Annotated in this window: 12 protein-coding genes and 1 pseudogene; 10 read left to right on the top strand and 3 right to left on the bottom strand. The window is 70.6% G+C overall.

Going from position 1 to position 18,031, the window contains the following annotated elements:
- The first annotated feature begins 269 nt into the window (after positions 1-269).
- The 5 genes from rplU to galE all read left to right on the top strand — a co-directional run bounded on the left by rplU (position 270) and on the right by galE (position 5,109).
- Positions 270-590, top strand: a complete 321-nt coding sequence (gene rplU / locus ACFVZW_RS28145) for a 50S ribosomal protein L21 (RefSeq protein WP_015033583.1) — start codon at positions 270-272, stop codon at positions 588-590.
- 14 nt (positions 591-604) lie between these two features.
- Entirely contained in the window at positions 605-859 is a 255-nt protein-coding gene (gene rpmA / locus ACFVZW_RS28140) for a 50S ribosomal protein L27 (RefSeq protein WP_260226291.1), read from the top strand.
- A 115-nt stretch (positions 860-974) separates the two neighbouring features.
- Positions 975-2,414 (top strand): GTPase ObgE, encoded by a 1,440-nt coding sequence (gene obgE, locus ACFVZW_RS28135; RefSeq protein WP_384526823.1) that lies wholly within the window; start codon positions 975-977, stop codon positions 2,412-2,414.
- 62 nt (positions 2,415-2,476) lie between these two features.
- A complete protein-coding gene (locus ACFVZW_RS28130) occupies positions 2,477-4,102 on the top strand; it encodes a glycosyltransferase family 2 protein (RefSeq protein ID WP_384526820.1) in 1,626 nt (541 codons plus the stop codon).
- A 20-nt stretch (positions 4,103-4,122) separates the two neighbouring features.
- Positions 4,123-5,109, top strand: a complete 987-nt coding sequence (gene galE / locus ACFVZW_RS28125; protein ID WP_384526817.1) for a UDP-glucose 4-epimerase GalE — start codon at positions 4,123-4,125, stop codon at positions 5,107-5,109.
- A gap of 209 nt (positions 5,110-5,318) precedes the next feature.
- Here galE and ACFVZW_RS28120 read toward each other — a convergent pair whose 3' ends face one another.
- The 3 genes from ACFVZW_RS28120 to ACFVZW_RS28110 form a co-directional block, all read right to left on the bottom strand.
- Positions 5,319-7,202 carry a glycosyltransferase family 2 protein gene (locus ACFVZW_RS28120; protein ID WP_384526814.1) on the bottom strand — a complete coding sequence of 628 codons (1,884 nt, stop codon included), beginning with the start codon at positions 7,200-7,202 and terminating at the stop codon, positions 5,319-5,321.
- Between the two features lie 173 nt (positions 7,203-7,375).
- Complete coding sequence (locus tag ACFVZW_RS28115; protein WP_384526829.1) at positions 7,376-8,482, bottom strand: glycosyltransferase; 1,107 nt, start codon at positions 8,480-8,482, stop codon at positions 7,376-7,378.
- A gap of 62 nt (positions 8,483-8,544) precedes the next feature.
- On the bottom strand, positions 8,545-11,415 hold the full coding sequence (locus ACFVZW_RS28110; RefSeq protein WP_384526811.1) for a CDP-glycerol glycerophosphotransferase family protein: 2,871 nt from the start codon (positions 11,413-11,415) through the stop codon (positions 8,545-8,547).
- A gap of 324 nt (positions 11,416-11,739) precedes the next feature.
- On the opposite strand from ACFVZW_RS28110, the gene ACFVZW_RS28105 reads away from it, so the two are divergent.
- The 5 genes and pseudogenes from ACFVZW_RS28105 (at position 11,740) to ACFVZW_RS28085 (ending at position 17,972) form a co-directional block, all read left to right on the top strand.
- Positions 11,740-14,349, top strand: a complete 2,610-nt coding sequence (locus tag ACFVZW_RS28105; protein WP_384526808.1) for a YfhO family protein — start codon at positions 11,740-11,742, stop codon at positions 14,347-14,349.
- The gene (locus tag ACFVZW_RS28100) at positions 14,346-15,347 is read left to right on the top strand and encodes a glycosyltransferase family 2 protein (RefSeq protein WP_384526805.1); all 1,002 of its coding nucleotides are present in this window, start codon (positions 14,346-14,348) and stop codon (positions 15,345-15,347) included. The genes ACFVZW_RS28105 and ACFVZW_RS28100 overlap by 4 nt, the downstream gene beginning before the upstream one ends.
- Positions 15,347-15,754, top strand: a pseudogene (locus ACFVZW_RS28095) (GtrA family protein); the annotation flags it as partial. The gene ACFVZW_RS28100 and the pseudogene ACFVZW_RS28095, both read left to right, overlap by 1 nt.
- A 365-nt stretch (positions 15,755-16,119) precedes the next feature.
- Positions 16,120-17,247: a glutamate 5-kinase gene (gene proB, locus ACFVZW_RS28090; protein ID WP_384526802.1), complete on the top strand. Its 1,128-nt coding sequence runs from the start codon at positions 16,120-16,122 to the stop codon at positions 17,245-17,247.
- 245 nt (positions 17,248-17,492) lie between these two features.
- Positions 17,493-17,972, top strand: a complete 480-nt coding sequence (locus ACFVZW_RS28085) for a hypothetical protein (protein ID WP_384526799.1) — start codon at positions 17,493-17,495, stop codon at positions 17,970-17,972.
- Positions 17,973-18,031 lie beyond the last annotated feature (59 nt).

Raw genomic sequence — 18,031 nt, 5'->3', positions numbered from 1 at the left:
CCCACCGCACCCCCCTGCGCGCGCCGGGCCCCCCCCCCCGCGCGCCCCCCCCCCCCCCCCGCCCCAGAGGTCGAAGTCACCGAATTTGACCCCTTGAGGCACCGGCCCGTAACCTTGACCGTCGGCGTGTCGTATGGCGCGCCACCCCCCTGAGCACCCTCCTCCCGGTTCCGGGAGAGGCCGCTCGTCCACTTCCGGATCACCGCAGGCCTCGGCCCGCGTGAGCGGCTGGCATCAGGGGACCGTTCCCGAGTGAGAGAGAGATCCGCGTGTACGCCATCGTGCGCAGCGGTGGTCGCCAGCACAAGGTTGCTGTCGGCGACATCGTTGAGGTTGACAAGATTTCCACTGCCAAGGTTGGCGACACCGTAGAGCTCTCTACGCTGCTCGTTGTCGACGGCGACGCCGTGACCAGCGACCCGTGGGTGCTGGCCGGTATCAAGGTCACGGCCGAGGTCGTGGACCACCACAAGGGCGCGAAGATCGACATCCTTCGCTACAAGAACAAGACCGGTTACCGCCGTCGCCAGGGCCACCGCCAGCAGTACACGGCGATCAAGGTCACCGGCATCCCCGCGGCTGCGAAGTAAGGGACTGAGGAGAGATGGCACACAAGAAGGGCGCATCGTCCACCCGGAACGGTCGCGATTCCAACGCTCAGCGGCTCGGCGTGAAGCGCTTCGGCGGTCAGGTCGTCAGCGCCGGTGAGATCCTGATCCGCCAGCGCGGCACCCACTTCCACCCGGGCGCGGGCGTCGGCCGTGGCGGCGACGACACGCTGTTCGCCCTGCAGGCCGGTTCGGTGCAGTTCGGCACCCACCGTGGCCGCAAGGTCGTGAACATCGTTCCGGTCGCCTGATCGGTTCTTTTGCGGAGGCGGACCTCACTTCCCGGCAGGGAAGCGGGTCCGCCTTTCGCGTGTTACTAGATAGACATTCCACCTCGTAGCACCCCTTTGCAATGGAGGCACAACCATGACCACCTTCGTGGACCGCGTCGAGCTGCATGTCGCCGCGGGTAACGGAGGCCACGGCTGCGCCTCCGTACACCGGGAGAAGTTCAAGCCGCTCGGCGGCCCCGACGGCGGCAACGGCGGCCGTGGCGGCGATGTGATCCTGGTCGTCGACCAGGCGATCACCACGCTCCTCGAGTACCACCACTCGCCCCACCGCAAGGCGACCAACGGTCAGCCCGGCGCCGGCGACAACCGCTCCGGCAAGGACGGCCAGGACCTCGTCCTGACCGTGCCCGACGGCACCGTCGTCCTCGACAAGCAGGGCAACGTCCTCGCCGACCTCGTCGGTCAGGGCACCACCTTCGTCGCGGGCCAGGGTGGCCGCGGCGGCCTCGGCAACGCCGCGCTGTCCTCCGCCCGCCGCAAGGCCCCCGGCTTCGCGCTCCTCGGCGAGCCCGGCGAGGCCCGGGACATCGTCCTGGAGCTGAAGACCGTCGCCGACGTGGCGCTGGTCGGCTACCCGAGCGCCGGCAAGTCCTCGCTCATCTCCGTCCTGTCGGCCGCCAAGCCGAAGATCGCGGACTACCCCTTCACCACCCTGGTCCCGAACCTGGGCGTCGTCACCGCCGGCTCGACCGTCTACACGATCGCCGACGTGCCGGGCCTGATCCCGGGCGCCAGCCAGGGCCGCGGCCTGGGCCTGGAGTTCCTGCGCCATGTGGAGCGCTGCTCCGTCCTCGTCCACGTCCTGGACACGGCGACGCTGGAGTCCGACCGTGACCCCGTCACCGACCTCGACATCATCGAGGAAGAGCTCAAGCAGTACGGCGGTCTCGAGGACCGCCCCCGCATCGTCGTCCTCAACAAGATCGACATCCCGGACGGCCAGGACCTGGCGGACATGATCCGCCCGGACCTGGAGGCGCGCGGCTACCAGGTCTTCGAGGCGTCGGCCGTGGCCCGTACCGGCCTGAAGGAGCTCTCCTTCGCGCTGGCCGACATCGTCGCCAAGGCGCGCGCGGCCAAGCCGAAGGAGGAGTCGACGCGGATCGTCCTGCGCCCGAAGGCGGTCGACGACGCCGGCTTCACCGTCACGTACGACGAGTCCGAGGACGTCTACCGCGTGCGCGGCGAGAAGCCGGAGCGCTGGGTCCGCCAGACCGACTTCAACAACGACGAGGCCGTCGGCTACCTCGCCGACCGTCTCAACCGCCTGGGCGTCGAGGACGCGCTCATGAAGGCGGGCGCCCGCGCCGGCGACGGCGTGGCGATCGGCGCCGAGGACAACGCGGTCGTCTTCGACTGGGAGCCGACGATGATGGCCGGCGCCGAGATGCTCGGCCGTCGTGGCGAGGACCACCGTCTCGAGGCCCCGCGCCCGGCGGCCCAGCGCCGCCGCGACCGCGAGGCGGAGCGGGACGACCCGCAGCGCGAGTTCGACGAGTTCAACCCGTTCTAGGCCGCCTGAGGTCCCGGGAGCGGCCGGTCGGCGACGTCGGCCGCTCCCGTAGGATCCTCGGTGTGAGCACCGCCCCCCCACCCACGGTAGAAGGCACCCTCGGTGTCGTGGTCATCGCCTACAACGACGAGGCGCTGGTCGGCGACGCCATCCGGTCCGCACTCGACCAGGGACCCGTGGTCGCGGAGGTCGTGGCCGTCGACGACGCGTCGAGCGACGGCACGGCGAAGGTCCTGGACGAGCTGGCGGCACTCCACCCCCGGGTGCGTGTCGTCCACCGTACGGAGAACAGCGGAGGCTGCGGCTCCCCCCGGAACGACGGCATCGAGGCGGCCACCGCCCCGTACGTGATGTTCCTCGACAGTGACGACATCCTGCCCGAGGGCGCGGCCGAGGCCCTGGTGACGGCGGCCGAGCGGCACCGGACCCCCGTCGCGGTCGGCGTCTGCGTACGGCGCGAACTGCCCGGCGGCCGCGAGGTGCGCTGGCAGCCCAAGCTCTACCGGGAGCCCGCCCTCCTGGAGACCGCGGCGGACCTCACCCCGCTCGTGCACGACACGCTCTGCGTCAACAAGGTCTACGCCCGGTCCTTCCTCCTCGACCACGGCATCCGGTTCCCCGACGGCCGTTTCATCTACGAGGACTTCCTCTTCACCGCCCGCGTCCTGGCCGCAGCGCCGCGTGTCGCGGTGATTCCCGACACGGTCTACGTGTGGCACGTCCGCCGCGCCGCCGCACAGCTGTCGATCTCCCTGGACCGGGAGGGCGTCGCCAACTGGCAGGCCCGTATCGCCGCCCATCGCAGGGCCGTGGAGACCTTCGCGGAGGCCGGCCGCACCGAACTCGCCGCCGCCTGCCGCACCAAGTTCCTCGAACACGATCTGCGCCTGTACGCCCGCGAGTTGAGGCTGCGCGACGCCGCGTACCAGGCCGACTGGTGGGCGTCGACCCGGGAGTACCTCGGGGCGTTCGACGAGAGCGAGATCGCCGCCGCCGTCGCGCCCGCCCGCTGGGCGGCCCGGTTCGTCCTGGCGTCCAAGGAGCCGCGGGACCTGCTCCGGCTGTCCCGGCTGGCCGCCGAGCCGGCCCGGCTGCTCCCGCCGTACGCGCGGAGCGAGGGCATCGCCGTCTGGTCCCTGGACCTTCCCGACATGGAGCTGGACGGCGTGGAGACGCTGCCCCTCGACGAGCTCCCGGTGGTCGTCGACGCCGGTCTGCAGACGGGCGGGGGCGGTGAGCTGCGGCTCACGGTCCGCGATCTGTACGGCAGGCTGCGCGCGGCCGGACCCCGTGCCGTCCAGGTCGCGTTCCTGCCCCGGGGCTCGGAGGAGCCCGCCCGCACCGAGCGGGCCGAGCTCGCCGAGGGCGAGGGCGGCTGGACCGCCCGCGTTCCGGCCGGGCTCACCGCTCTGGCCGGGGCAGGCCGTCGCCGGGGGAACCGGGGCACCCAGCTGTGGGACATCCGGATCACGGTGACATGCGCGGACGGTGACTCCTTCTCGACGGCGCTCCGGCTGCCGGACGGCGGCGAGCGTCGCTCGGTCGTGCCGAGCAGCCGGTACGGTGTACTGCTGGTGCAGCAGTACACGACGGCGAGCGGATCGCTCGCGGTGCGGCTCGCACCGGGCGCCCGTGACGGGCTCCGGGCGGTCAGGGCCAGGCTCCGTCGGCTCTCCCGCAGTTCTTAGCGAAAGGGATATGGGGCGTTATGACTTTTCTGATCACCGGAGGCGCCGGATACATCGGCTCGCACGTGGTCCGCGCCATGACGCAGGCCGGTGAGCGGGTCGTCGTCCTCGACGACCTGTCCACCGGGTACGCGGAGCGGATCCCGGAGGGCGTGCCCCTGGTGGTCGGCTCGACTCTCGACCGTGAGGTCCTGGACCGGACCATCGCCGAGCACGGTGTCACGGGTGTGGTCCACCTGGCGGCGAAGAAGCAGGTCGGCGAGTCCGTCGAGCAGCCGCTGCACTACTACCGCGAGAACGTCCAGGGCCTGACCGTGCTCCTGGAGGCCGTGGCCGCCGCGGGCGTGCGCAACTTCCTCTTCTCCTCCTCCGCCGCCGTCTACGGAATGCCGGACGTGGACCTCGTCACCGAGGACACCCCGTGCCTGCCCATGAGCCCGTACGGCGAGACGAAGCTCGCCGGCGAGTGGATCGTCCGCGCCGCCGGCAAGGCCCACGGCATCTCCACGGCCTGCCTGCGCTACTTCAACGTGGCCGGCGCCGCGACCCCCGAGCTGGCCGACACCGGTGTCTTCAACCTGGTCCCGATGGTCTTCGAGCGGCTCGACGCCGACGAGGCCCCGCGGATCTTCGGTGACGACTACGACACCGCCGACGGCACGTGCGTCCGTGACTACATCCACGTCGAGGACCTTGCCGACGCCCACCTGGTCGCCGCGCGCAAGCTCGCGGAGTGGGCCGCCGCCGGCAAGCCGCGTGACCTGACCGTCAACATCGGCCGCGGCGAGGGCGTCTCCGTCCGCGAGATGATCGACCTGATCAACGAGATCACCGGCCACTCGGTCGCCCCCGTCGTCACCCCGCGCCGCCCCGGCGACCCGGCCCGCGTCGTCGCCGCCGCGGACCGCATCGCCGCGGAGCTGGGCTGGAAGGCCCGCCACGACGTCCGCGACATGATCACCTCCGCGTGGGCCGGCTGGGTGGCCCGCCGAGGCGTGTCCGCCTGACGCAGCACCGAACGCAACGGCGGAGGGGCGGGGGGCCAAAACCCCGCCCACCGGCGGTTGCCGCGGCCCGGGGGGCGCCCCGGGGGGGCGGGGGGGGGGGCCCGCCGGGGGGGGCCCGCCTCACCCCCCCCCCACCCCACGGGGGGGGGGGGGGGGAGAATCCCCCCGCCCCTCGGCCGTTTCCGGCGGCCTGGTGGCCGCCGTGCGTGTCAGTGGTTGCGCAGCGCCCTGGACGCCACCTTCTTCGCCTTGGAGCCCAGCCGCCGCAGCGGCTGCTGCGGAATCGAGAGGCGCAGCGGCTCGCCCTCCGGGTCGGCGATCGGCAGGTCCCGGGTGAACGCGCCGTCCTCCAGATGGATCCGTGCGTTCCAGTTTCCGGCGGGGACCCGCTGAAGCGGTATCCGTGCCTGTATGCGGCCGTCGCCGTCCACGCTCTCCGCGCCGGCGACCAGCAGCGGCTCCCGGTTCGGCGCCGTGAGCAACAGCCGCGCCGAGGGAGCGGACCAGCCCGGCACGGTCACCGCGAACTCCAGGTCGGACCGGCCGAAGAAGCCGCTGTTCACAGCTCCGCGCGCGTCACTGCCGAGCGGGAAGCGGGTGGCGCCTATGTCGAGGTTGACGTGCTGGTGGGCTTCCGAATGGAAGACCGCCACCGCGATCGGTCCGTTCTCCGCGCGCACGATCTCCGATTGCGGGGCGGCGTCGTAGGCCCTGTCCGCGGGGCGGGGCAGCCAGGCCTGCTTGCGCAGCGTTCCGGAGGCCACGGCGACCCGCAACGTCCAGACGCCCTCGGCCAGCGGACCGCCGTCGGCGGCCCGGCTGACGTCGACGGCGGCGGTGTACACGCCGTTCTCGTTCGTCGCGGGCACCGTGTACGTCACGCCCTGACATCCCAGGACGAGGCCGACCTCCTGGCCCGCCGGGTCCCCGAGGCCGTCGAGCCGGGCCTTGCCGGACAGCCGGAGCACCGGGCCGTCCCAGGTGTACGAGGTGAGTTCCTGGCGCAGCACGACGCGTGAGGTGACGTCGTAGCAGGCGTCCGGGATCCCGGCGTCGGGGTCGCGGAAGAACGGGTAGGCGGCGTAGGCGCTGTCGCCCTCGATCACGGCGGGGCCGAGTTCACGCTCGACGTCCGCCTCGATGATCGCGGTGAGCCGGTCGGTCATCCCCTCGCGCAGACAGTGCGCGCGCAGTCGCAGCCGGGGCGGCAGGGCCTGGGAAACGCCGTCGGTGAGCCACTCCTGGCACAGCGGGCGGGCCGCCTCGGCCATGGCTCTTCGGCCCTCTTCGTCGCGGGCGAGGTACGGCGCGCCGAACATGCCGAGGACCTCGCCGTGGAAGTGCCGCTCCATGAGCTTGTCCCGCTCGGGCCCGGCGGGGACGTGGTCGGCGACCATCCCGAGGATGCCGCTCACGTACTCCAGCTGCGCGACCCAGTCGACGTCCTGCTGGCTGGCGTTGGTCCCGTCGCCGCGGCCCTCCAGGTAGTAGCAGTCGTAGTCGGCGACGACCGACACCTTGCGGGCGTGCAGCAGACCGTGGACGGCGAAGGGCACGTCCTCGCCCAGGAGCCGGGCCTCGGTGAACCGGAGCTCGTACTCCTCGACGAGGGTGCGGCGCCACAGCTTGTACGCCGCCAGCGTCCAGTACACGGGGGAGTGGAAGATGCTCACCTCGGGACTGGTGGTCCGCAGGTCGACGGGGGCCGGGCGGCCGCCGATGCCGACGATCCTGCCGTAGACGATGTCCGAATCCTGCTCGTCCGCCATCCGCAGCAGGCGCTCCAGGGCCTCGACGCCGAGGTAGTCGTCGGAGTCGAGGAAGAAGAGGAAGTCGCCCTTCGCCTGCTCGATGCCGACGTTGCGGGGACGGCCGGCGCCTCCGGACGGCGGCTGGTGGATCACCCGCACGTTGTCGTGGGTGAGGGCCCAGGCGTCGAGCCAGGCGCCGCTGCCGTCGGACGAGCCGTCGTCGACGGCGATGACCTCGATCAGGTCCTGCGACAACGATTGATCGGCAACGGACCCGAAGCAGCGCTCCAGGTATCGCTCGGTGTTGTGCACCGGAACGATCACTGATATTCGGGATGCCATGCGATTCCCTCTCGGCTTGGCTGGGGGTCCGGCAGGGGAATCCGCCCTGGTGAGGCGGACGCTAGCACGCGGCACGAAGGGGCGGCCAGAGGTCTTCGGACCCGCGTACGAGAGGCGGGATGCCCCCCTGGAAGGAGCACCCCGCCTCTGTACGGACGTTCAGGACACCGCGTTCATCGCTCCAGGAAACGGAAGAGCGCTTCCCAGCGATCGGTGATCTCCTCACCGGAGTAACGCCGTACGTTGCGCCAGGCGGCGTCGCCCATGCGGTTGCGGAGATCGGCGTCGGAGATCAGCGTGCTGATGTGCCCGCCGAGCTCGATGGTGTTGCCGGTCTTCGCGAGGAGCCCGTCCTCACCGTCCTCGATGATCTCGCGGACGCCCGGCGCGCAGTCGAACGCGGCGCACGGCACACCCGCGGCCATGGCCTCGAGCAGGGTGATCGGGAAGCCCTCGGCACGGCTGGCCTGGGCGAAGACCGAGGCGCCCTGGAGCGCGCCCAGCACGTCGTTCGTCCGGCCCATCCACTCCACCGAGTCGTCCAGACCCAGCGAGGTGCAGTGGCGGCGAAGCTCCGCCTCCTCGTCGCCCGCTCCGTAGATCCGGAGCTTCCACTCGGGGTGGCGGGGCGCGACCTCGGACCAGCTGTCCAGCAGCATGTCCACGCCCTTCTCGTGCGAGAGGCGGCCGATGCAGGCGACAACGTTCTCGCTGCGCGGGGCCGGGGCCTCGGGCATGAAGGGCAGCGGGTTCGGCAGATGGCCGACGTTGTCCATCCCGTCGCGGATCCAGAGGTCCGCGTCGCCGGGGGTGAGGACGAGGAGCCGGTCGACGTCCTTGTAGTAGCGCTTGACGCGGGCCAGACGCGAGGACGCGGCACTGGCCTCGTGCGACTCGTGGCTCATGCCGATGACGATGAGGCCCTTGGTGTCGGCGAGCGCCACCCACTCCATCGCCCAGACCTGGGTCACGATCACGACGGAGCCCGGGCGGGCGCCGGCGAACAGCGCGGTCAGCTTCTCGGCCTGCTCCCGCATACCGGCGGCGCGGGCACGGTGGCGGAGCCGCTCGGCCGCGTTGAGCTTGCCCTTGACCCCGCGCAGCGAGCGTACCTGCGGGGGGTGCGCGTCGTAGAGCGTGGTCGTCCCGTACGGCAGGTCGCCCGGGAACTCCTGGCGCCTGCCCTCCGGGGCGGGGACGATGCCGACGACGTGCACACGGTGGTCGCGGTCGGCGAACTGCCGCGCCATCTGGTGCGTCCAGGTGGTCACGCCACCCATCTCGTCGACGCTGTTGGACACGAAGAAGATGTCACGGCCGCCGGACACGGCGGTCTGCTCGGTCACTTGCCGCTCCTGGTGAAGAACTTGGCGACGATCTGACGGGCCGCGTCGCCCCGGTCGTAGGAGCTGAATTCCGCGTTGAACCGCTCCCGCGCCGCCGAGTACTTGGCGTCGGCCTCGTCCTTGAGGTGGGAGACCGCCGAGAAGAGCTCGCTCTCGTCGGAGACCACGGGTCCGGGCGCCTTCTCCTTCAGGTCGAAGTAGGTGCCACGGCTCTCCTTCGCGTACTCCTCGTAGTCGTACGTGAAGAAGATCATCGGCCGGTCGAGCAGCCCGTAGTCGAACATCACCGAGGAGTAGTCGGTGATCAGGCCGTCCGCGAGTTCCAGCAGCGGAGTGATGTCGTGCTGGTGCGTCACATCGATGACGCGGCCACGGACGGACGGCGGCAACGTGAGGTTGTTCAGGTAGTGCGACCTGATCAGCAGGGTGTGCGTGTCGCCGAAGCGGTCGGCGAACTCCTCCACGTCGAAGGGCAGCTCGAAGCTGCGTACGCCTCCGCCGGGGTTGGCCCGGAAGGTCGGCGCGTACAGCAGCACCGTCTTCTCCGGGGTGATGCCCAGCTCCGCCGCGAGCGGACCACGCACGCGCTCGCCGGTCTCGGTCTCCTTCGCCCGGGCCGCGACCAGGGCGTCGTTGCGCGGGTACCCGGCGGGCAGCAGGACGTCGTCCTTGAGCCTGAAGGCCTTCGCCAGCGTCCGGACGTCGTGCTCCGAGCGGATCAGGAAGTGGTCGAACCGGTCGAGGGACTTCTGGAAGGAGTCCTGTCCGGCCCGGCCCTGCATCTTGGTGCCCGGCTCGTGGAAGCCCATGCGCTTGAGCGCGGAGCCGTGCCACGTCTGGATGTACGTCGTCCCGGGGCGCTTGGTCAGCTTGAGCGGGAAGCCCTGGTTGTCGACCCAGAACTCGGCCTGCGCGAGCGCGCGCAGGTACTGCCAGCTCCAGCGCTTCACCAGCGTGGCGTCCTTGGGGAAGCCGGTCGGTCGGGCGCCCGCGTAGGACCACACGGCCTCGAAGGCCACGCCCTGGCGGCGCAGCTCCTCGTAGATCGCCTTCGGGCTGTCGCTGTACTGCTTGCCGAGGTGGCTCTCGAAGACCACCAGACCCTTGCGGATCGGCAGCTTGCTGTACACGTCGTGGTAGACGCGCAGCTTGGTCTCGCCCGAGTTGAGGCTGCGACGGGCCTTGAGCAGCCGACGCAGGCCGGTCTTGGCCAGGCCGGCCGTGCGGCCGTGCATCGCGCCCTCGATCATCGCGGACGTACGGACGGACGCCTTGCCCTCGGAGGTGAGGACGTAGGACAGGTTGCCCTTCTTTGTCACCTCGGGCGCGAAACGGTCCGAGACCAGTCGGGTCAGCCGCGGGCGCACCCGCACCGTGCGGCGCTCGTCCAGCTCGACGCTGCCGACGCCCACCCGGGTGCTGAGCTTGTCACCGTCGACGGTGAGGAGCAGACGCACGTCCCAGACCGCGTCGATGATGCCCAGCGGACGCACCTTGCGCGTGATGTCCGCCTCGGCCTCCCACTCGATCGCCGTGTCGGTTCGGCGCAGAGAGGTGACGGGGAAGCGGAACGCGCGCACGCCGATCTTTCGGCGGGCCTGGAACTCCAGTACGGCGGAGAGCTTGGCGCCCTCCTTGATCCGGCCGAGCGGGTTGACCACGGCGCCGGACAGGCGGACCGTTCCGTCGCTGCCTTCGTACGAGGCGAGCCGGTTGCCCAGGGCGAGGGAGGCCAGCGGCCGGGTGTGGTAGCCCGCCGTGGTGACGTCCAGGATCCGGCGTGCGTCGGGGTCGTCGAAGTGCTGCCCGCACCAGAAGATCTGGCCCTCGTGCTCGATCAGCGGCGAGGTCAGCCGTCCCTTGTTCGCGAGCGCCTCGGTGGCCGGGAGCAGGTTGTCCCAGTCCTCCTTGCTCAGCAGATAGGCACAGATGGCATGCAGGGGCTGGACCTCGTCGTACGCCTTCGGGTCGATCGTGGAGAGGTACCCGTTGGCCAGCTCGGCGAACTCGCGCCGGTACTCCTCGCCCATCTGCGGAAGGTCGCGCAGGTGCAGGACGAGGTCGTGCTTGAGGAACTTGATGTCCTTGCGGAACTTCAGGTCCTCATAGCCCTTGCTCTCCAGCAGGGCGTCCACCCGGCGGTGTATTTCCATGCGGTGGACGAAGTTGGCGATCTCGTGGCGCCGGTTGCTGATCGACTTGGAGGCCGCGCTCTCCTGCACGTTCCAGTAGTAGACCTGGTTCGGGATCAGTGTGATCCGGCTCGCGGCGACGTACGCCTGCGCGGAGAAGAGCAGGTCCTCGTAATGGATGCCGACCGGGAACTCGAGCCCCTGCTCCAGCAGGAACTCGCGGCGGTAGCACTTGTTCGTGGAGAGCGTGTCGAAGACGAGCAGGTCGGGGAGGTCGGCGACGGACTCGATCGTCCGGGTCTGCGAGTAGATCCAGGGGTACCACTCGGTCGTCTTCTGGTGCCGGCTGTCCAGGTGGACGCGCACGCAGAGTCCGGAGACCAGGTCGGAGCCGGTCCGCTCGGCCGCGTCCAGCATGTTCCGGCAGGCGTTGCGCTCCAGTACGTCGTCACTGTCGAGGAACATGACGTACTTGCCGGCGGCACGCTGAATGCCGTAGTTGCGCGGCGCTCCGCAGCCGCCGCTGTTCTCCGGCAGCTGGAAGGCCCGGACCTGCTCCGGGTGCGCGGCTGCCAGTTCCTGGGCGACTTCGAAGGTGCGGTCCTTGCTGCAGTCGTCGACGATCACGACTTCGACGCTCTGCAGTGTCTGGTCCAATACCGATCGCACGGCCGTGGGAAGACGCTCCGCGTCGTTGTAGGCGATGACGATCACTGAGACGTCAGGCACTGGCACCTCGATCCACTTGTCTTGCGCAGGCTGCCTCAACGGTACCTCGCGTTCACTTTCCGACGGTCCGGTGGTCTGGGAGGCGTCCGGGCCGTGAGCCCGGGCCTGTGCGATCGAGATCACTCTTCTCGATCGGTTTCGTCGATTTTAAGGGGCAACCCGTTCGGCTCCGTCTCCGTCTTGCAGATGCGTGCAGATGAGGCCTTAGCCTCTTTATGTAACCATTTCCTGACAGAGGGTGACGGTACGGTACGAATGGGAACTAAGTGGGACATCCGGGGTGCGGGGGGCACTCAGGAGTACGGAACCCACTGGAAGGCCCCCATACAGATGCCCTCACCCGACACGGTCGCTCGACGCCATGAGGCCGACTCCGTCACACCAACGACGCCGGCGGTCCGGGAGCCCCGGCGGAACCGAAGATCCCAGCTCGTCGCGGGCTGGTTCGCCGCCCTGGTGTCCATGGGCGCGTACTGCCTGGCCATGGCCCTTCAGGGCACGTATCCCTTCGGTGACCGCTCCCGCGCGGTGAACGACCTCGGCAATCAGTTCGTGCCGTTCCACGCCCGCCTTCGTGACCTGATGCACGGCGACACCAGTGGGGACCTCTTCTTCAACTGGGCAAGCGGTTTCGGCACACCGTTTCTTGCGGACTTCTTCACTTATTTGATGAACCCGTTCTCGTGGCTCGTCGCGGTCTTCCCCCGGGACAGCCTCGAGTTCCCCGTGTTCCTGGTCACCCTTTTCAGTGTCGGGCTGGCCGCCGGGCTGATGACCGTGTTCCTGGGGCGTCTCCACGCGGGCAGTCCCTGGCTGCGCGCACTGCTCTCCGTCGGATTCGCGCTGAGCGCCTGGATGATCTCGGACGGCTTCTCCGACCCCATGTGGATGTGGGGCCTGGTCGCCTTCCCGCTCCTGGGCATCTCCTACGACTGGTGCCTGGACCGCCGCCGCTGGGTGCTCGGCGCCCTGCTCGTGACCGTCTGCTGGGCCGGCAACTTCTACACCGCCGCCATGGCCACCCTCGCGATGGCGCTGGTGCTGCTGGTCCGGGTGCTCCTCGACGAGCGGCCCGCCGCGGAGCGCCTCCGCGTCCTCGCGCGCGGCGCATCCATGACCGTCACCGGGTTGCTGCTGGCCGCCCCCGTGCTCACGGTGAGCCTCAAGGCGAGCAAGCTGTCCCAGCCCGCGCCCGAGGTCGTCTACAAGGGGTCGGTCGTCACCGACTACGTGGCGCACCTGTTCCCCGGCGGGCTGGCCGCCGGAGCGCCGCGCGTCTCCGTCGGAATGCTCGCGCTGCTCCTGGTCGCCACCTACCCGTTCATCGGCCGGGTGCCGATCAAGGAACGGTTCGTGTGGCTGGGCCTGACCCTGGCCATGGCCGCCTCGTTGGTCTGGCAGCCCACGATCCTGCTCTGGCACGGACTGGCCATGCCCAACGGCAACCCCTACCGCGCCTCGATCGCCCTCACCGCCGTCCTCGTGTGCGTCGCCTGGCTGGCGCTCGCCCGCCGGCCCCGCCCCAAGGAGCTCCTCCGCGGCGCCGCCGTGGTCCTGATCCTGGCCGCCTGCGCCAGCGGCACGACGTACATGACCCGCGGCCCCTGGATCCTCACCGCCGTCGGCGGGATCGTCTTCCTCGCCCTGCTCATCGCGCTGCACCGCTTCCGGGCGGACCGCCGGGTACGCCGAGGACTGACCGCCGCCCTGGCCGGCGCCGTCTTCCTCTCCTCGACGTACACCGTCCTGTCGACGACCCGACTCCGCGACGCCCACGACTGGTGGAAGCCCAAGCGCACCTACGACGCCGAGACGCGCGCCGCCTACGACCAGCTGAAGGCCGCCGACGCGTGGCCCGCGAGCCGGACGGAGACGGGACCGAACGGCTTCGCCGCCAACGACCCCATGCTGCTGGCCGGCCAGGGCGGCCGCTACTACAGCAGCTATCTGCCGGCGGCCACCGCCGAAAGCCTGCACGGGCTCGGTGCCGGCTGGTTCATCCAGGGCCGCCACACGAACAGCTTCAACGACCCGGTCGGCCGCGCGATCATGGGCGTGAGCAGCTACCTCGAACGGGCGCCCGGGCCGGCCGGATTCGTCCAGCGGACCGCCGCCGCGCCGCCCGTCGTCACGCTGCGTCCCCCCGGCGCGCCCCTGGACGGAGCCGCCCGTGACGCCACCGTCTTCGCCCGCCAGGAGCGGGTGCTGGGCGCCAAGGTCTACGAGGTGCCCGCGTTCGTCCGGGCCGGCGCCATAGCGGCGGGCGGTGCGGACACCGCGCTCGTCCCGGGCCGCGGCTGGCCGCTCAAGGCCGATCGGCCGCGCGGCGCCGGCGCCACGTTCACCGCGGCCTGCACCCCGGGCACGGAGGCCTACCTGCACGTCCCATGGCTGGCCGGACGGATCCAGGCGTTCGGCAAGACCGTCAAGACCGGCGGCAAGTACCCGATGACCAGCATCCCGCTGATCCCCCTCGGGACCGTGCCGGCCGACGGCAAGGTCACCGTCAAGATCCACTCGAACCGGGGGCAGTTCATCCCGCGGAACCCCCTCGGCTGCCTCGACCGGGCCGCCCTCGACCGGACCGTACGGGAGCTGCGCGCCACCGGGCCCGAGCGTGTCGAGGCGACCGGACACGGCATCAGCGCCACGTTCGCGCCCGGAACCAAGGGCATCGCGATCGTCTCCGTGCCGGCCGCCACCGGCTGGCGCTGCTCCGTCGACGGCGGCCAGGCCCGCGCGCCCCGGACGCTCGGCGGGCTGATGGCCGTCGACCTGGGAGACGGCGCCTCGCGGCTGTCCTGCTCCTTCCACACCCCCGGGCTGCGGCTCGGACTCGCGGCGAGCGGAGCGGCCGCCGCGCTGCTCCTCGCCGTCGCCGTGGGGCACGCCCTTCGCACCCGTACTCCTCGCTCGATGTCCAGGAGCCGACGCCCATGACCAAGATCTCCGTCGTTGTGCCCTGCTTCAACGAAGAAGCGGTGATCGACCGCTTCGACACCCGGATCCGTGAGGTCCTCGCCGACCTGCCCGTCGACTACGAGCTCTGCTACGTCGACGACGGCAGCAGCGACGGCACCGCCCTCCGGCTGCGCGCCATCGCCGCCGAGTTCGCCAAGAAGACCCGTTACGTCTCCTTCAGCCGGAACTTCGGCAAGGAGGCCGCGATGCTCGCCGGGCTCCGCGAGGCCTCCGGCGACGCCGTCGTGATCATGGACGCGGATCTCCAGCACCCGCCGGAACTCATCGCACGGATGCTCGAGCTGTACGAGCGCGGCCACGACCAGATCATCGCCCGCCGCACCCGCGAGGGCGACAAGAAGGTCCGCTCCGCCCTCAGCAGGCTCTACTACCGCGCCGTCAACAAGTGGGTCGACGTCGAACTCACCGACGGCGTGGGAGACTTCCGTATGCTCTCCCGCCCGGCCGTCGACGCGCTGCTGTCGCTGCCCGAGTACAACCGCTTCTCCAAGGGGCTCTTCTCCTGGATCGGCTTCGACACCGTCACCTTCGACTACGAGAACGCCGCGCGTGAGGCGGGCGAGACGAAGTGGAAGTTCGGCTCCCTGCTCAACTACGGCATGGACGGCCTGATCTCCTTCAACAACAGGCCGCTGCGCATCGCGATCTGGCTCGGCCTTACCCTCGTCGGAGTGGCCGCGCTGTACGCGGTCTGGATCACCGTGACCGCCCTCACCCAGGGCGTCAGCGCCCCCGGCTATGTGACCCTCGTGGCGATCATCGTGGGTCTCGGGGGCGTCCAGATGATCATGCTGGGCCTGATCGGCGAGTACATCGGCCGTATCTACTACGAGACCAAGCGCCGGCCGCACTTCCTCGTGAGGGAGACCCACCGCTCCTTCACGGGCGGTGACCGCGGCCGTCGCGCGACCGGCGGCGAGCGCGTCAGCCTGGTCGCGACCGACCGGGAGATGTAATGCGTGGTCAGCTCGGCCAGATCGTCCGATTCGGCCTGGTGGGCGGGATAAACACCGGGACGTTCTACGGCTGCTATCTGCTGCTGCACCCGTGGATGCCGTACTTCGCCGCCTACTCCATCGCCTTCGTGCTCAGCATGATCGGCTCGTTCTTCCTGAACACCTACTTCACCTACCGCACCCGGCCGACCTGGAAGAAGTTCGCGCTCTTCCCGCTCACCAACGTCACCAACTATCTGGTGCAGAGCGTCGGCCTCTACGCCCTGGTGACCTGGGCCGGTATGGACGACCGGATCGCGCCGCTCGTCGCGGCCGTCGTGGCCATCCCGTTCACCTATCTGCTGTCGCGGAAGATCCTCGTGACGGGTGGGAAGAAGAGCGAGGAGGCGGGTGCGGGCGGGGGTACTCCGGCCGGCGCGGGTACGCCGGCCGGCGCGGACGTTGCTGCGGCCGCCGGTGCGGACGCTGCTACGGCCGGTCCGGACACTGCTACGGCCGCCGGTGCGGACACTGCTACGGCCGCCGGTGCGGACGCTGCTACGGCCGCCGGAAGGACCGGTCCCGCCGACGGGGCCGGGGCCGCGTCGAAGTCCGTCAGGACCCGCTGACCGGAGACGCCCGCCGACGCGCCTCGCACCACCGCCCGCCCGTTCCATCCACCGGAACGAACGGGCGGCGGCCGCCCCGCCTCGCGTAGATTGCCTGGCAGTCGCGGCGGGGAGAGCGCGACGCGTGACATCCGAATGAGGCGACGCAGGTGACGGCGGTACAGGTGACAGTGGCAAGGCAGTACGTGACGGAAGCCCGCAGGATCGTCGTCAAGGTCGGCTCGTCCTCACTGACCACCGCCTCCGGCGGCCTCGACGCCGACCGGGTCGACGCCCTCGTCGACGTCCTCGCCAAGGTCCGCAGCGGCGGTGAGAAGGAGATCGTCCTGGTCTCCTCCGGTGCCATCGCCGCCGGCCTCGCCCCGCTCGGCCTCACCCGCCGCCCCAAGGACCTCGCCCGCCAGCAGGCCGCCGCCAGCGTCGGCCAGGGCCTCCTGGTCGCCCGCTACACCGCCTCCTTCGCGCGGTACGGCGTACGCGTCGGACAGGTGCTCCTCACCACCGACGACACCAGTCGCCGTGCCCACTACCGCAACGCCTACCGGACCCTCGACCAGCTCCTCGCCATGGGCGCGCTGCCGGTCGTCAACGAGAACGACACGGTCGCCACGGACGAGATCCGCTTCGGCGACAACGACCGGCTCGCCGCCCTCGTCGCCCATCTCGTCCGCGCCGACCTGCTGGTGCTGCTCTCGGACGTCGACGGGCTGTACGACGGGGACCCGTCCAAGCCGGGCACCTCGCGGATCGCGGAGGTGGCGGGGCCCGAGGACATCGCCCATGTCGAGATCGGCTCCGCGGGCAAGGCCGGGGTCGGCACCGGCGGCATGGTCACCAAGGTCGAGGCCGCCCGGATCGCCGCCGCCGCGGGGACTCCCGTGGTCCTCACCTCCGCCAGCCGCGCCGCCGACGCCCTGACCGGCCGCGACACCGGTACGTACTTCCACCGCACCGGCCGCCGCTCCGCCGACCGGCTGCTCTGGCTCGCCCACGCCTCGACCCCGCAGGGCTCTCTGACTCTCGACGAAGGGGCCGTACGTGCCGTCGTCGAGGGCAAGAAGTCGCTGCTCGCGGCCGGGATCGCCGCGGTCGAGGGGGAGTTCGTGGCCGGTGACCCGGTCGAGCTCCGCGACACCCAGGGCCGGGCCGTCGCCCGCGGCCTCGTCAACTTCGACGCCAAGGAGATCCCCCGGATGCTCGGCCGCTCCACGCACGAACTCGCCAAGGAACTGGGCCCGGAGTACGAGCGGGAGGTCGTCCACCGGGACGACCTGGTGGTCGTCCGGGGCTGATGCGGGCCGTCCGTCACCGGATGAACCCGGTCTGACCGTCGGGTTGAAGCGGGGTGGCGGTGGGGTGGCGTCGGGGGTGTGTGCCGGGGTGGCGGTCGGGGTGTGGGGAAACGGCTGAAAGTCCGGCCATCCGGTAGAGACCTTTACCAAAACCGCCCCACGTGCCGCCTCGGGCTGGTCAACTTTGTCTCGGGGGCAAGACAAGGCGGGGTACAGCACCACACGCATCAAACAGGAGGCCGCCGGTGAGACGAGCGCGCCCAGGGGCACCGCCCCGCGGGTCTGCCGAACGCGCCCTGACCAGTGTCGAGGCCGGAGCCGACTTCGACGAGGGGCAGGACACCGAGACAGCTGAGGCACGCGTTGAGGAGCGGGCGATGGTCGCCTCGAAGCTCTGGCACATCACGCTCAGCGTCTCGGGGGCCGAGGCCCCACTGAAGGAGGTCAGGCGCGCCCTGGAGCAGCTCGCCCACGACCATCCCTTCCTGCTGACCAGTCGCTACGCCAATGATCACGCGGAGATCCGCTACTGGGAAGAGGCCCGTGACCTGCACGATGCCGCGGCGGTCGCGCTGCGGCTGTGGGGCGAGCACCGGCAGACCGCCAAGCTGCCGCCTTGGGAGATCGTCGGCCTGGAGGTCATCGACCGCGAGACCTATCACCTGCGCATCGCCGAGGGCTACGGCCCGCCGCCGGCCGCCCCGGTGGGGGTCCACCCGTACTGACGGGCCGGAACGGCCCGAAACGGGCTGACGGGCGCCTCGCCCCCGGAGGAGTCTCGCAG

Origin of the sequence: Streptomyces sp. NPDC059567, from assembly GCF_042735655.1 — a bacterium.
In the GTDB taxonomy this organism is placed as follows: Bacteria; Actinomycetota; Actinomycetes; order Streptomycetales; family Streptomycetaceae; genus Streptomyces.
Note: the sequence above shows the minus strand (reverse complement) of the source record. Positions and strands in the feature narration are given on the sequence as shown.